General features: G+C 46.6%; 14 protein-coding genes. 12 read left to right on the top strand and 2 right to left on the bottom strand.

Annotated features, from left to right (window positions below):
- Genes NYE53_RS17230 through NYE53_RS17200 form a run of 7 tightly spaced genes read left to right on the top strand, consistent with a single transcriptional unit; the run spans position 1 to position 6992 of the window.
- A complete protein-coding gene (locus NYE53_RS17230; RefSeq protein ID WP_339245859.1) occupies positions 1-1077 on the top strand; it encodes a polysaccharide pyruvyl transferase family protein in 1077 nt (358 codons plus the stop codon).
- A complete protein-coding gene (locus NYE53_RS17225) occupies positions 1074-2108 on the top strand; it encodes a glycosyltransferase (protein WP_339245855.1) in 1035 nt (344 codons plus the stop codon). Before NYE53_RS17230 ends, NYE53_RS17225 begins: the two co-directional genes overlap by 4 nt.
- Entirely contained in the window at positions 2105-3622 is a 1518-nt protein-coding gene (locus NYE53_RS17220; RefSeq protein WP_339245852.1) for an MATE family efflux transporter, read from the top strand. The genes NYE53_RS17225 and NYE53_RS17220 overlap by 4 nt, the downstream gene beginning before the upstream one ends.
- Entirely contained in the window at positions 3619-4227 is a 609-nt protein-coding gene (locus tag NYE53_RS17215) for a sugar transferase (RefSeq protein ID WP_014480945.1), read from the top strand. Before NYE53_RS17220 ends, NYE53_RS17215 begins: the two co-directional genes overlap by 4 nt.
- Positions 4224-4874 carry an acetyltransferase gene (locus NYE53_RS17210; RefSeq protein ID WP_014480944.1) on the top strand — a complete coding sequence of 217 codons (651 nt, stop codon included), beginning with the start codon at positions 4224-4226 and terminating at the stop codon, positions 4872-4874. Before NYE53_RS17215 ends, NYE53_RS17210 begins: the two co-directional genes overlap by 4 nt.
- Positions 4875-4878: 4 nt before the next feature.
- On the top strand, positions 4879-6045 hold the full coding sequence (locus NYE53_RS17205) for an aminotransferase class I/II-fold pyridoxal phosphate-dependent enzyme (RefSeq protein WP_339245850.1): 1167 nt from the start codon (positions 4879-4881) through the stop codon (positions 6043-6045).
- Positions 6024-6992, top strand: coding sequence for a polysaccharide pyruvyl transferase family protein (locus NYE53_RS17200; RefSeq protein WP_339245848.1), 969 nt, complete (start codon positions 6024-6026; stop codon positions 6990-6992). The genes NYE53_RS17205 and NYE53_RS17200 overlap by 22 nt, the downstream gene beginning before the upstream one ends.
- Before the next feature lie 9 nt (positions 6993-7001).
- On the opposite strand, the gene yvfG is transcribed toward NYE53_RS17200, so the two are convergent.
- The gene (gene yvfG, locus NYE53_RS17195; protein WP_003219905.1) at positions 7002-7220 is read right to left on the bottom strand and encodes a protein YvfG; all 219 of its coding nucleotides are present in this window, start codon (positions 7218-7220) and stop codon (positions 7002-7004) included.
- A gap of 78 nt (positions 7221-7298) precedes the next feature.
- Between yvfG and rpoN the strand changes: the two genes are divergently transcribed.
- Positions 7299-8609: an RNA polymerase factor sigma-54 gene (gene rpoN, locus NYE53_RS17190; protein WP_041351752.1), complete on the top strand. Its 1311-nt coding sequence runs from the start codon at positions 7299-7301 to the stop codon at positions 8607-8609.
- Positions 8610-8635: 26 nt separating this feature from the next.
- Here rpoN and lutP read toward each other — a convergent pair whose 3' ends face one another.
- Positions 8636-10327, bottom strand: coding sequence for an L-lactate permease LutP (lutP, locus tag NYE53_RS17185; protein WP_339245843.1), 1692 nt, complete (start codon positions 10325-10327; stop codon positions 8636-8638).
- A gap of 228 nt (positions 10328-10555) precedes the next feature.
- Here lutP and lutR point away from each other — a divergent pair, with 228 nt between their 5' ends.
- The 4 genes from lutR (at position 10556) to ganP (ending at position 15152) form a co-directional block, all read left to right on the top strand.
- Complete coding sequence (gene lutR, locus NYE53_RS17180; protein ID WP_021480640.1) at positions 10556-11278, top strand: L-lactate utilization/bacilysin biosynthesis transcriptional regulator LutR; 723 nt, start codon at positions 10556-10558, stop codon at positions 11276-11278.
- 179 nt (positions 11279-11457) lie between these two features.
- Positions 11458-12450, top strand: a complete 993-nt coding sequence (ganR, locus tag NYE53_RS17175; RefSeq protein ID WP_017695185.1) for a galactan degradation operon transcriptional regulator GanR — start codon at positions 11458-11460, stop codon at positions 12448-12450.
- Between the two features lie 140 nt (positions 12451-12590).
- Entirely contained in the window at positions 12591-13856 is a 1266-nt protein-coding gene (ganS, locus tag NYE53_RS17170; RefSeq protein WP_047183218.1) for an arabinogalactan oligomer ABC transporter substrate-binding protein GanS, read from the top strand.
- 39 nt (positions 13857-13895) lie between these two features.
- Positions 13896-15152: an arabinogalactan oligomer ABC transporter permease GanP gene (gene ganP, locus NYE53_RS17165; protein ID WP_339245838.1), complete on the top strand. Its 1257-nt coding sequence runs from the start codon at positions 13896-13898 to the stop codon at positions 15150-15152.
- The last annotated feature ends 2 nt before the right edge of the window (positions 15153-15154 follow it).

Genomic DNA, 15154 nt, shown 5'->3' with positions numbered 1-15154 from the left:
ATGTCGTTACAATCGTTGAAAATCAATTTTGCAGAATGGCTGCTGCTTAAGGTCAAATACCCGTCCCAATATTGGCTGGGAGCGGCAGATCAGCCGGTAAAGGCCGCAGCACATCAGAAAAAAATCATACTGACCCTGCTGCCGTCCCATGACAATTTGGGAGATCATGCAATTGCTTATGCCAGCAAGGCATTTCTTGAGCAAGAATACCCGGACTTTGACATCGTCGAGGTCGATATGAAGGACATTTACAAATCAGCAAAAAAACTGATCCACTCGCGCCATCCGGAGGATATGGTCTTTATCATCGGCGGCGGAAACATGGGGGATTTATACCGTTATGAGGAGTGGACGCGCCGCTTCATCATTAAAACATTCCGTGACTATCGGGTTGTCCAGCTTCCGGCAACGGCCCATTTTTCTGACACGAAAAAAGGGCGCAAAGAGCTGAAACGGGCACAGAAAATTTATAATGCGCACCCCGGCCTATTGCTCATGGCACGGGATGAAACAACGTATCAATTTATGAAACAGCATTTTCAAGAAAAGACAATTTTGAAGCAGCCGGACATGGTGCTGTATTTAGACAGAAGCAAGACCCCCGCAGAACGCGAAGGGGTTTATATATGTTTGCGCGAGGATCAGGAAAGCGTGCTTCAGGAGGACCAGAGGAACCGGGTCAAGGCTGCGCTATTTGAGGAATTCGGCGAGATCAAATCCTTTACGACAACGATCGGCCGCCGGGTCAGCCGGGATACACGCGAACAAGAACTTGAAGCACTGTGGTCTAAGCTGCAAAGCGCAGAAGCCGTCGTCACTGACAGGCTTCATGGCATGATTTTTTGCGCGCTGACAGGAACGCCATGTGTTGTCATTCGCTCCTTTGACCATAAGGTGATGGAGGGCTATCAATGGCTTAAAGACATCCCGTTCATGAAGCTGATAGAACATCCGGAGCCAGAGCGCGTAACAGCCGCAGTCAATGAGCTTTTAACAAAAGAAACACCCCGTGCAGGCTTTCCGAGAGATGTGTATTTTAAAGGTCTGCGTGACAAAATCAGCGGTGAAGCGCAATGATCCCGCTCGTCAGCATTATTGTCCCGATGTATAATGTTGAACCATTTATAGAAGAGTGCATTGATTCTTTGCTTTGCCAAACGCTTTCTGATATTGAAATCATCCTCGTGAATGACGGAACAACGGATCGTTCAGGCGAGATTGCAGAGGACTATGCAAAACGGGATGCGAGAATCCGGGTCATTCATCAGGCAAACGGCGGGCTTAGTTCAGCGCGAAATACGGGAATAAAGGCCGCGCGGGGCACTTACATCGGCTTTGTAGACGGAGACGATTATGTATTATCCGCCATGTTCCAGAGGCTGGCTGAAGAAGCGGAGCAAAATCAGCTTGACATCGCCGGATGCGGTTTTTACAAGCAGTCATCGGACAGGCGGACATATGTGCCGCCGCAGCTTGAGGCAAACCGCGTGCTGACAAAACGAGAAATGACTGAACGGCTTAAACATGCTCACGAAACGAGATTTATCTGGTATGTATGGCGTTATCTTTACCGCCGTGAGCTTTTTGAGAGAGCGAATCTGTTGTTTGATGAAGACATCCGTTTTGCTGAAGACTCTCCCTTCAATTTGTCCGCTTTTTGCGAAGCGGAGCGGGTGAAAATGCTTGATGAAGGATTGTACATTTATCGTGAAAACCCGAACAGCCTGACAGAAATTCCTTATAAGCCGGCGATGGATGAACATCTTCAAAAACAATATCAGGCTAAAATCGCATTCTACAATCACTACGGCTTAGCAGGCGCATGTAAAGAAGATTTGAATGTGTACATTTGCAGGCATCAGCTTCCGATGCTTTTGGCAAATGCCTGTGCTTCTCCGAATTCGCCGAAAGACATCAAAAAGAAGATCAGACAGATTTTATCCTATGACATGGTGCGGCAGGCTGTCAGACATACACCGTTTCAGCATGAGAAATTATTAAGAGGAGAGCGTTTGGTATTAGCACTGTGTAAATGGCGGCTCACTTTTCTCATCAAGCTGTTTTTCGAGCATCGGGGGACAATGAAAGGCAGTGCGAAGCAGGCATGAAATTCACGATAAACTTCAGCGCTAATCTCACGGCTTTTCTGTTGTCTGTTTTCCTATCGGTTTGGATGACGCCTTTTATTGTCAAAACGCTTGGTGTGGAAGCGTTTGGCTTTGTTCACTTGACACAAAATGTGATTAATTACTTTTCGGTTATCACCGTGGCGCTCAGCTCGGTTGTTGTTCGGTTCTTTTCTGTTGCTGCCCACAGGGGAGAGCGGGAGAAAGCAAATGCGTATATCAGCAATTATTTAGCGGCCTCTGTTTTGATTTCGTTGCTGCTCTTGCTGCCGCTTGCGGGTTCGGCTTTTTTTATTGACCGCGTCATGAATGTGCCGCAAGCGCTTTTGGCTGATGTGCGTTTGTCGATTTTAATCGGCAGTTTGCTGTTTATTTTAACGTTTCTGATGGCGGGTTTCGGTGCTGCACCATTTTATGCCAACCGCCTTTATATCACTAGTTCCATTCAGGCGGTGCAAATGCTTATACGGGTGCTGTCTGTGCTGCTCCTGTTTGCATGCTTTGCGCCGAAAATCTGGCAGATCCAGCTTGCAGCTTTAGCTGGTGCTGTCATTGCGTCTGTGCTGTCTTTCTATTTCTTCAAAAAACTGATTCCGTGGTTTTCGTTTCGTATGAAGGATCTTTCATTCCGCACAAGCAAGGAGCTGTTTCAAGCGGGCGTATGGAGCTCCGTCAATCAAATCGGCGTCCTGCTTTTTTTGCAGATTGATCTGTTAACCGCCAATTTGATGCTGGGGGCGTCCGCATCCGGGAAATACGCGGCAATTATCCAGTTTCCGCTGCTTTTGCGCAGCTTGGCCGGAACGGTCGCATCCCTGTTTGCGCCTATCATGACTTCATATTATTCAAAAGGCGATATGGACGGATTGATGAATTACGCCAATAAGGCAGTGAGGCTCAATGGTGTTTTGCTTGCACTTCCTGCTGCCTTATTGGGCGGATTGGCGGGACCTTTTTTGACAATCTGGCTCGGACCGTCCTTTTCGTCGATAGCACCGCTTTTATTTATTCATGCCGGATACTTGGTTGTCAGTCTCGCCTTTATGCCGCTGTTTTATATATGGACCGCTTTTAATCAACAAAAAACACCGGCGATTGTTACCCTGCTGTTAGGTGCGGTGAATGTGGTGCTGGCGGTCACGCTGAGCGGGCCGGCTCATCTCGGTCTGTACGGCATAACATTGGCAGGGGCCATTTCTCTTATTTTAAAAAATGCCATCTTTACGCCGCTTTACGTATCCCGCATTACAGGCTGCAAAAAGCACGTGTTCTTTAAAGGTATCATCGGGCCTCTTTCAGCCGCTGTGTTTGCCTGGACGGTCTGTAAGGCAATTCAGTTCATTGTGAAGATTGACAGCTGGCCGTCATTGATAGCGACGGGAGTGACAGTCAGCTTTTTCTACGCTGTTTTCGCTTTTATGCTCGTTTGTACAAAAGAGGAAAGACAGCTGGTATTAAAACGGTTTCGAAAAACGAAAGGAGCTGTGAATCTTTGATCCTGAAACGACTTTTTGATCTGACGGCCGCCATTTTTTTGTTGTGCTGTACAAGTGTGATCATTCTGTTCACCATCGCCGTTGTCAGGCTGAAAATAGGATCACCCGTCTTCTTTAAGCAAGTAAGGCCAGGCCTGCACGGCAAACCGTTCACCCTATATAAGTTCCGGACAATGACGGATGAACGAGACAGTGAAGGAAATCTGCTGCCCGATGAAGTCCGGCTGACGAAAACGGGCAGGCTGATCAGAAAGCTGAGCATTGATGAGCTTCCGCAGCTCCTGAATGTCCTGAAGGGCGATCTGAGCCTTGTCGGGCCGCGGCCGCTTTTGATGGACTATCTGCCCCTTTATACAGAAAAACAGGCACGGCGCCATGAGGTGAAGCCGGGTATCACAGGTTGGGCGCAAATCAATGGCAGAAACGCGATTTCCTGGGAAAAGAAATTTGAATTAGATGTTTGGTACGTTGACAACCGGTCATTTTTTCTCGATTTGAAAATTTTATGTTTGACGGTGCGAAAGGTCCTTGTTTCAGAAGGGATTCAGCAAACCAATCATGTGACCGCGGAACGGTTTACCGGAAGCGGAGATGTGTCCTCATGAAAAATGTGGCCATTGTGGGTGACGGCGGACACGGAAAGGTGATCAGAGAGCTGATAAACGCCCGTTCAGATACGCGCTTAGCCGCGGTGCTGGATGATAAATTCAAAACGTTCGAAGGTGGAAAAGAATGGTACACAGGACCGCCGGAAGCCGTTACTGAACTGCGCAGGCTCATTCCTGATGTGCTGTTTCTGATTGCTGTTGGGAATAACAGTGTCAGAAAACAGCTGGCGGAGCGACTGGGACTGAGGAAAGATGATTTTATTACATTGATTCACCCGTCAGCCATCGTCAGCAGGTCGGCTGTCATTGGGGAAGGGACAGTAATTATGGCGGGCGCGATCATTCAGGCGGATGCGCGCATCGGCGCTCATTGCATCATCAATACGGGTGCAGTGGCAGAGCACGATAATCAAATCAGCGATTACGTTCATCTGTCCCCGCGTGTCACGCTGTCAGGAGCGGTTTCCGTTCAGGAAGGCGCTCACGTCGGAACTGGTGCATCCGTCATACCGCAGATCACAATCGGGGCTTGGAGCATTGTCGGAGCCGGCTCCGCGGTGATTCGTCCCATACCGGACAGGGTAACGGCGGCCGGTGCTCCGGCACGCATCATTTCTTCCATTCAAACATCAAACAAAGGATGATTCTATGCATAAAAAAATCTACTTATCTCCCCCTCATATGAGCGGCAGGGAGCAGCACTATATTTCAGAAGCCTTTCGCTCAAACTGGATCGCGCCGCTTGGGCCGCTCGTGAATACATTTGAAGAACAGCTGGCAGAACGAGTCAGTGTAAAAGCAGCAGCTGCGGTCAGCTCAGGAACGGCGGCGATTCATCTCGCGCTGCGTTTACTTGAGGTAAAAGAAGGTGACAGCGTGTTTTGCCAGTCCTTCACATTTGTAGCAACCGCCAATCCGATTCTATATGAAAAAGCGGTGCCCGTCTTTATTGATTCTGAGCCTGATACGTGGAATATGTCGCCGACAGCCCTTGAAAGAGCATTGGAGGAAGCGAAAAGAAATGGAACACTGCCAAAAGCGGTGATTGCCGTCAATCTATATGGGCAGAGCGCGAAAATGGATGAAATCGTAAGCCTGTGTGATGCATACGGAGTTCCTGTCATTGAGGACGCAGCCGAATCTCTCGGCACAGTCTATAAAGGGAAGCAAAGCGGAACTTTCGGGCGCTTCGGCATTTTTTCATTTAACGGGAACAAAATCATTACCACATCAGGGGGAGGGATGCTCGTTTCAAATGATGAAGCAGCAATTGAAAAAGCAAGATTTCTCGCTTCGCAGGCACGAGAGCCAGCTGTTCATTATCAGCACAGTCAAATTGGACATAATTACAGGCTGAGCAATATCTTAGCCGGCGTCGGCATTGCCCAGCTTGAGGTGCTGGATGAGCGAGTGGAGAAAAGAAGGACCATTTTCACGAGATACAAAAAAGCGCTCGGTCACATAGACGGCGTCCGCTTTATGCCGGAGTACGCAGCAGGCGTATCCAACCGATGGCTCACCACGCTCACACTTGATAACGGGCTCAGCCCATATGACGTAGTTCATCGTCTTGCTGAAGAAAACATTGAAGCCCGTCCGCTGTGGAAGCCGCTCCATACCCAGCCGCTGTTCGATCCGGCTTTATTTTATTCTCATGAAGATACAGGAAGCGTATGCGAAGATCTGTTCAAGCGGGGAATCTGTCTCCCATCAGGATCCAATATGACAGAAGATGAGCAAGACCGGGTCATTGATGTGCTACTGCACTTATTCCAAACTGCCGAGGTGAAGAAATGGACAGCAAGCATTCGATGATCAGCCTGAAGCAGAAACTGTCCGGGCTGCTCGACGTCATTCCGAAACAATCAGAGATTATATATGCTGACTATCCTCTATATGGGAATGTAGGGGATTTATTTATTATGAAAGGAACAGAAGCCTTCTTTAAAGAACACGGGATTCGGGTCAGAAAACGCTGGAATCCTGACAATTTTCCAGTCGGGCGAAAGCTGGATCCTAATCTCATCATCGTCTGCCAGGGAGGCGGAAACTTCGGGGATCTGTATCCGTATTATCAAGGCTTTAGAGAGAAAATCGTCCAAACCTATCCGAACCACAAAATTGTGATCCTGCCGCAATCGATTTATTTTCAAAACAAAGACAACCTCAAACGGACGGCAGAGATATTTTCTAAGCATGCGAACCTTCACATCATGACAAGGGAAAAAGCCTCCTATGCTACGGCACAGGCTTATTTTTCAAAAAATCACATTCAGCTTCTGCCTGATATGGCTCATCAGCTGTTTCCCGTCATTCCCACGCAGCAGCCGTCCAATCAAAAGCTGAGATTTATCAGAACAGATCATGAAGCAAACCAGGCGCTTCAGGAACACACAGAAGCGGAAAGCTACGACTGGCGCACGGTCCTGTCAGCTTCAGACCGCCGGACGATTGCTTTTCTCCAAACGCTGAACGTCCTGAATAAAAAAGCAGGCAACCCTTTGCCCATTGCGTATATATGGGAAAAATACTCGGATTATATCGTCCAAAAAGCCATTCGGTTTTTCAGCCGTTACGAATCGGTGGAAACGTCAAGGCTGCACGGCCACATCTTGTCTTCTCTTCTTCAAAAAGAAAACACGGTCATTGATAATTCTTATGGGAAAAACGCCAATTACTTTCATACCTGGATGGAAGGAGTGCCGAGCACCCGGCTCATCCAGCACGCCTCAAAGAAGGAAAACCTTCCTGCTCACATGTGAGCGGAAGGTTTATTTTGATTCTCCACGTTTGACTTTGTTGTATGCTTCATCTAAATGCTGAATCCGTTTCAGGACAACTGCGTTTTTCGTCAGCTGGTCCTGCACGAGTGTTGAGACAACAGAACGGTAGTAGCTGTTCATCGCGTGGATTTTATCCTCAGACTGATTCATTTCAATATGCTGTTTTAAATTCTCAATAAAATAAGGGACGGAAAAAAGTTCAGACATTTCTTTGGCAGCTCCTTTTTCATAAATGTATACGGTGTGATCTCAATCATGTACAATGAAGAAAGGGGAGTGAGCATGATGGATATGAAACTTCAGCAAGTACAAGTATTAAAGCCTCAACTGACACAGGAGCTCAGGCAGGCCATCACACTGCTTGGCTATCATTCGGCAGAACTCGCCGAGTACATTGATGAGCTCTCACTGGAAAACCCTCTTATAGAACGAAAGGAAACAGACACACCGCCACTATCTTACCATAAAACAAACAAAAACAGGATGAATGCACAGGAAGCGGGCCTTCAATTAAGTAATCCGCAAAAAACATTGCAGGATGCGTTAAAACAGCAGTCACTCGATATGAATCTGACCAACACTGAAAAAAAGATTTTTAATTATCTGATTCATTCGCTTGATTCAAACGGGTACTTGGAAGAAGATGTGGAGGAGGCAGCACGGCGCCTATCTGTATCGGCTAAGGAAACGGAGGCTGTTTTGGCAAAACTCCAGTCATTAGAACCGGCTGGAATCGGTGCGAGATCTTTGCAGGAATGCATCCTTCTTCAATTACAGCGGCTGCCGAACAGAAATGAACAAGCGGAAATGCTGGTTTCAGCTCATTTTGATGCTTTTGCGCAAAAAAAATGGAAAGCGCTTTCAGTGGAGACAGGAATTCCGCTTCATACCATTCAAGATATCTCAGATGATATCGCGGCTCTTCATCCTAGACCTGGCCTTCTGTTTGCCCGGCCAGAGCAAGATGTGTATATTGAGCCTGACATTTTTATCACCGTAAAAAACGGGCACATCGCAGCGGAACTGAATACCCGCTCGTTTCCCGAGATCGATCTGCATCCGCAGTATAGAACGCTTTTATCATCCGGCTCCTGTCAGGATACTGTCTCCTATTTATCTGCGAAATATCAGGAGTGGCGCTGGCTGAGCCGCGCGCTGCGGCAGCGAAAACAGACAATCACGAGAATTATCAATGAACTGATCACACGCCAAAAGGATTTCTTTCTGAAAGGGCGAAGCGCAATGAAGCCGCTGACTCTCAGAGAGGTGGCGGACTGTCTAAGCCTTCATGAATCAACTGTGAGCCGGGCCATTAAAGGGAAAACAATACAAACGCCTTACGGGCTGTTTGAGATGAAGCTCTTTTTCTCAGCAAAAGCCGAGGCTTCAGGAGAGGGAGATGCGTCGAATTATGCAGTCAAAATGCATCTTGAAGACCTGATCAATCAAGAGGACAAAACAAAACCGCTTTCAGATCAAAAGCTTGTCGATTTGCTGTATGAACAACACGGCATCCAAATCTCGAGACGCACCGTGGCAAAATATCGCGATCAAATGAATATTCCGTCATCGGCAGCGAGAAAGCGATATAAATAAAATCCTCCCTAGACGGGAGGATTTTTTTAAGGAATCATCCAGCTGAATACGTGATGCTGCAAAAAGGTGATGATACAAACGAGCAGCAGCAAAAACAGACTGTGTTTAATCGTAAAGCGGAAAAGATCTGACTCCTTTCCAGCGAGGCCTACCGCGGCGCACGCCACCGCAATCGACTGCGGCGAAATCATTTTTCCTGTGACACCTCCTGAAGAGTTGGCGGCCACAGACAGAACGGGGTCCATGCCGACTGATAATGCGGTGACTTTCTGCAGGTTGCCGAACAGCAGGTTGGCGGAAGTATCCGAGCCGGTAATGAAGACGCCGAGCCAGCCGAGAACGGGCGAAAAGAAGGTAAACATCGAACCTGTCAGCGCGAGTGTCATCCCGAGTGTCGTGCTCATTCCCGAGGAGTTGGTGACATAGGCAAAACCAACGACAGAAGCAATGGTCAAAATCGGAAGCTTCAATTCTTGGACTGTTTCTTTAAAAACGGTTCCCCACTCTTTCCACGAAATCGCCGTGATGAACTTTGACAGCACTGCGGCAATCAATATCGCGGTGCCGGCTGAACCAAGCACCTCCAACTTGTAAACCGCTTCAATCGGCGTACCGTCAGCATTGACAATCCGATTGTTCAAAAAAGGCACACCGGGGGCAAAAGTCAGTTTTTCTCCAACAGCATTCAGCCACTTTAAGAACACCGCAGAGCCTTCATAATGCCCGGTCAGTGCAGATTTGACAGATGGAATACCCCATACAGAAATCATCGCCGTCAGCAGCAGAAATGGCGACCAAGCCTTAAAAATCTGTCCGCCGCTGTACGCAGGCGCCGCCGGATTTGTGCGCGCCGTTTCAATTGAGGCGGCCGACTCTTGTTCACCGGCAAACCGGAATGTTGTTTTCGGCTTCCACCATTTCAAAAACACAGCAAGTGCAGCCATTGAAACAAGAGCTGACAAAACATCAGGCAGCTCAGGCCCTAAAAAATTGGAACTGAGATATTGAACAACAGCAAAGGAAACACCGGATACGAGAATCGCCGGCCAGATCTCCAAGGCTTTCCTGAACCCGCTCATGATGATGATTAAATAAAGAGGAATAAATACGGATAAAAACGGCAGCTGCCGCCCGACCATTTGCGAAATCTCCATCGCCGGAATCCCTGTCGGCCCTTCTACGGCTGTAATTGGAATCCCAATTGCCCCAAAGGCAACCGGCGCCGTATTGGCGATCAAACAGATCCCCGCAGCATAAAGAGGATTAAAGCCGAGACCGACCAGCAGCGCGGCAGAAATGGCGACCGGCGCTCCGAAGCCTGCTGCCCCTTCTAAAAAAGCCCCGAATGAAAAAGCGATCAAGAGAGCTTGAAGCCGTCGGTCATCAGTAATCGAGAGAACAGAGCTGCGAATGATATCAAACTGTCCCGTTTTCACAGTGATTTTATACAAAAAAACAGACGTCACAATGATCCAGCCGATCGGCAACAATCCGTATACGGCTCCTTGTGTCGCGGACATCAGCGCTTTTTCCGCCGGCATCCGATAAACCAATACAGCAATGATAAGGGCGATTCCCAATGTGGCCAAGCCTGCTGTATACCCCTTCATCCGTTTAATCGCGAGTGCCCAAAAAAAGAAAATAATCGGTACAAGTGCGGCAAGCGCTGATAATAGCAAATTTCCCCCTATAGGCGTATATGCCTGTGTCCATTGCATCCCCAAACCCCTCCTTGAAACATAAACTGGCGCCATATGTAAGCGATTTCTATAGATGATATGATCATCTGATGACTGGGTAATAAGACCAGTTACCTAGCATTATATTTTGAAAAAAATCAAAGTACAAGACTTTTTGACAAAATAGTCAAAATCTTTTGGCGGCCCACAAAACAGAGTATAATAGATCGTAAACAGCCAGACCTACAAGTTACGGGGTGAATTGCATTGAAATACAAACAGATTAAAACAAAAAAAATATATGAAGAAGTAGCGGATGCCCTATTAGATATGATCAAAAACGGCGAATTGAAGCCGGGGGATAAACTGGACTCTGTTCAGGCGCTTGCTGAGAGCTTTCAAGTCAGCCGTTCAGCGGTTCGCGAAGCACTTTCTGCGCTAAAGGCGATGGGGCTTGTCGAAATGAAACAGGGAGAAGGTACGTATCTGAAGGAATTTGAGCTCAATCAAATCTCTCAGCCGCTCTCAGCGGCCCTTCTGATGAAAAAAGAGGACGTCAAGCAGCTGCTCGAGGTCAGAAAACTGCTTGAAATCGGCGTGGCTTCACTAGCGGCTGAAAAAAGGACAGAAGCAGATCTCGAAAGAATTCAGGATGCACTAAAGGAAATGGGCAGCATTGAAGCGGACGGGGAGCTGGGAGAGAAAGCAGACTTCGCATTTCATCTTGCGCTTGCGGACGCTTCTCAAAATGAACTTCTTAAACACTTGATGAATCACGTGTCATCATTGCTGCTGGAAACAATGAGGGAAACGAGGAAAATCTGGCTGTTTTCCAAGAAGACCTCCGTTCAGCGGCTGTACGAGGAGCACGAACGGATTTACAATGCTGTGGCTGCCGGGAACGGTGTACAGGCGGAAGCCGCCATGCTGGCGCATTTGACGAATGTGGAAGATGTGCTTTCGGGATATTTCGAGGAAAATGTGCAATAACCAACTCATTTCCCGGGCAATTCCGCCGGTTCCGAATGATACGAACAACTGAGACTGAGCCGCAAATGGTTCAGTCTTTTTACATGGCAGCCAGAGGGATTTGTGCACTTGACATTTGTGAAAAAGAAAGTAAAATATTTTACTAAAACAATGCGAGCTGAATAATGGAGGCAGATGCAATGGCGACAATTAAAGATATCGCGCAGGAAGCGGGATTTTCAATCTCAACCGTTTCCCGCGTTTTAAATAACGATGAAAGCCTTTCTGTTCCTGATGAGACACGGGAGAAAATCTATGAAGCGGCGGAAAAGCTCAATTACCGCAAAAAAACAGTAAGGCCGCTGGTGAAACATATTGCGTTTTTATATTGGCTGACAGATAAAGAAGAATTAGAAGATGTCTATTTTAAAACGATGAGATTAGAAGTAGAGAAACTGGCGAAAGCATTCAATGTCGATATGACCACTTATAAAATAGCGGATGGAATCGAGAGCATTCCTGAACATACAGAAGGGTTTATTGCCGTTGGCACATTTTCAGATGAAGAGCTGGCTTTCCTCAGAAATCTCACTGAAAACGGCGTGTTCATCGATTCAGCTCCTGATCCCGATCATTTTGACTCGGTAAGGCCCGATTTGGCACAAATGACAAGGAAGACGGTAAACATTCTGACTGAGAAGGGGCATAAGAGCATCGGTTTTATCGGCGGCACATACAAAAATCCGAATACCAATCAGGATGAAATGGACATCCGTGAACAAACCTTCAGATCCTATATGAGGGAAAAAGCCATGCTGGACGAGCGCTATATTTTTTGTCATCGCGGATTCTCTGTAGAAAACGGCTACCGCCTGATGTCAGCAGCGATCGACACATTAGGCGATCAGCTTCCGACTGCTTTTATGATTGCAGCGGACCCGATTGCAGTGGGCTGTCTGCAAGCCCTGAACGAAAAAGGAATTGCCATACCAAACAGGGTAAGCATTGTGAGTATCAACAACATCAGCTTCGCGAAGTATGTCTCGCCTCCTCTGACGACGTTTCATATTGATATACATGAATTATGTAAAAATGCTGTTCAATTACTGCTTGAACAAGTGCAGGACAAGAGAAGAACGGTAAAAACATTATATGTGGGCGCAGAATTAATCGTCAGGAAGAGTATGAATTAAGGATGACTTAGGACACTAAGTCATTTTTTATTTAGGTAAAAAAATTTACTCTAGGAGGTAAATAGTTTGTTTACACATTTTCTCAGGCGTGCTATATTATCTTTAAAGCGCTTTCATTCCTACCGAAAGGGTGACAATCAATGAAAATGGCAAAAAAGTGTTCCGTATTCATGCTCTGCGCAGCTGTCAGTTTATCCTTGGCGGCTTGCGGCCCAAAGGAAAGCAGCAGCGCCAAATCGAGTTCAAAAGGGTCAGAGCTTGTTGTATGGGAGGATAAAGAAAAGAGCATCGGCATTAAAGACGCCGTTGCTGCGTTTGAAAAAGAGCATGATGTGAAGGTCAAAGTCGTTGAAAAACCGTATGCCAAGCAGATTGAAGATTTGCGAATGGACGGACCGGCCGGCACAGGCCCTGACGTGTTAACAATGCCAGGGGACCAAATCGGAACCGCTGTCACGGAAGGATTACTCAAGGAATTACATGTCAAAAAAGACGTTCAATCACTTTATACTGACGCTTCCATTCAGTCTCAAATGGTAGATCAAAAGCTTTATGGACTGCCAAAAGCGGTCGAAACGACTGTGCTTTTTTACAACAAAGATCTCATCTCCGAAAAGGAATTGCCCAAAACGCTGGAAGAGTGGTACGGCTATTCCAAAAAGACTGCTGATGGCAGCAAATTTGGCTTTTTAGCCCTATTCGATCAAATTTATTATGCAGAAAGTGTGATGAGCGGATATGGCGGATACATTTTTGGAAAAGCCAAAGATGGGAGCTATAACCCGTCAGACATTGGAATTAATAATGAAGGAGCTGTCAAAGGTGCGGCGCTGATTCAGAAGTTTTACAAAGATGGCCTGTTCCCGGCTGGCATTATTGGAGAACAAGGGATTAACGTATTGGAATCGCTGTTCACAGAAGGAAAAGCCGCCGCAATTATCTCTGGGCCATGGAATGTAGAAGCTTTTTCGAAAGCAGGAATCAATTATGGCATTACGAAACTGCCGAAGCTGGAAAATGGGAAAAACATGAGCTCCTTTATCGGCGTCAAAAGCTACAACGTTAGTGCATTTTCAAAGAATGAAGAGCTGGCGCAAGAATTAGCCGTTTTCCTGGCAAATGAAAAAAATTCTAAAACACGATATGAAGAAACGAAAGAAGTCCCTGCTGTGAAATCCCTAGCCAATGACCCGGCTATTATGAAAAGCGAGGCGGCACGAGCTGTTACTGAACAATCCCGTTTCTCAGAGCCAACACCAAATATTCCGGAAATGAATGAAATATGGACGCCGGCTGATTCAGCATTACAGACGGTTGCAACAGGGAAGGCAGATCCGAAACAAGCATTGGATCAAGCAGCTGAAACGGCCAAAGGACAAATTAAGGCAAAGCACAGCGGAAAATAAAGAGAAAGCTAGATTTGTATTGTAAGAGAGGTGAAAACGGTGCAGCATCGTCAAGTCGCTTTGTTGCTTTCTATCATTCCGGGACTCGGGCAATTTTATAACAAGCAATGGATAAAAGGTATTGTCTTTCTTTTCTTAGGCGCATCGTTTTTTGCGGTCTTTGGAGATCTGCTCAATATGGGGTTTTGGGGAATCTTTACACTGGGAACAGAAGTGCCGCGGGATAATTCCGTTTTTCTGCTGGCGGAAGGAATTATTGCTGTCATCGTGACCTGCTTTGGCCTTGCGGTGTATTATGTAAATCTTCGCGATGCGTTCCAAAGCGGAAAACAGCGTGATGAAAACAAGCCATTAAGTTCCTTAAAGGAACAATACCGGCATATCATTTCTGAGGGCTATCCATATGTCGTCAGCGGCCCATCTTTGTTTATTTTAATTTTCGCCGTGATCTTTCCTATCTTATTCAGCTTTGCATTAGCGTTTACAAACTATGATTTGTATCATTCTCCTCCTGCAAAATTAATTGATTGGGTCGGTTTTCAAACGTTCGCAAATATTTTCACAGTTGATATTTGGAGGTCGACTTTTTTTGATGTACTGGCTTGGACGGTGGTTTGGACACTTGCTGCATCCACACTGCAAGTCAGCTTGGGGATTTTTCTCGCGATCATTGTTAACCAGAAAGACCTTCGGTTTAAACGTTTTTTTCGGACGATTCTGATTTTGCCATGGGCCGTTCCCGGTTTTGTGACGATTTTAATTTTTGCGGGAATGTTTAATGATAGTTTCGGTGCGATGAATCACGATATCTTGGCTTTCTTCGGGATAGATCCGCTTCCGTGGATGACAGATGCCAATTGGTCGAGGCTTGCATTGATTCTCATGCAGGGCTGGCTTGGATTTCCGTACATCTTTCTCGTCTCAACAGGCGTATTGCAATCTATCCCGGACGATCTGTATGAAGCAGCTACGATTGATGGCGCTTCTGTCTTTTCAAAGTTGAGATACATCACGCTCCCAATGGTGTTCATTGCAATGGCTCCGATTATCATTACCCAGTTTACGTTTAATTTTAATAACTTTAATATTATCTATCTATTCAATGGCGGAGGTCCGGCTGTAACCGGATCAACAGCCGGCGGGACAGATATCCTCGTTTCATGGATTTATAAATTGACAATGCAGTCCAGCCAATATTCACTTGCTGCGGCTTTAACCATTTTATTATCTGTATTTGTTATCTCCATCGCATTGTGGCAATTCAGACAGACAAAGTCTTTTAAAGAGGGGGCATAAGG

The organism is Bacillus sp. FSL R5-0523, assembly GCF_037975295.1.
Taxonomy (GTDB): Bacteria; Bacillota; Bacilli; order Bacillales; family Bacillaceae; genus Bacillus; species Bacillus subtilis.
This window is presented reverse-complemented; position numbering and strand designations above follow the sequence as displayed.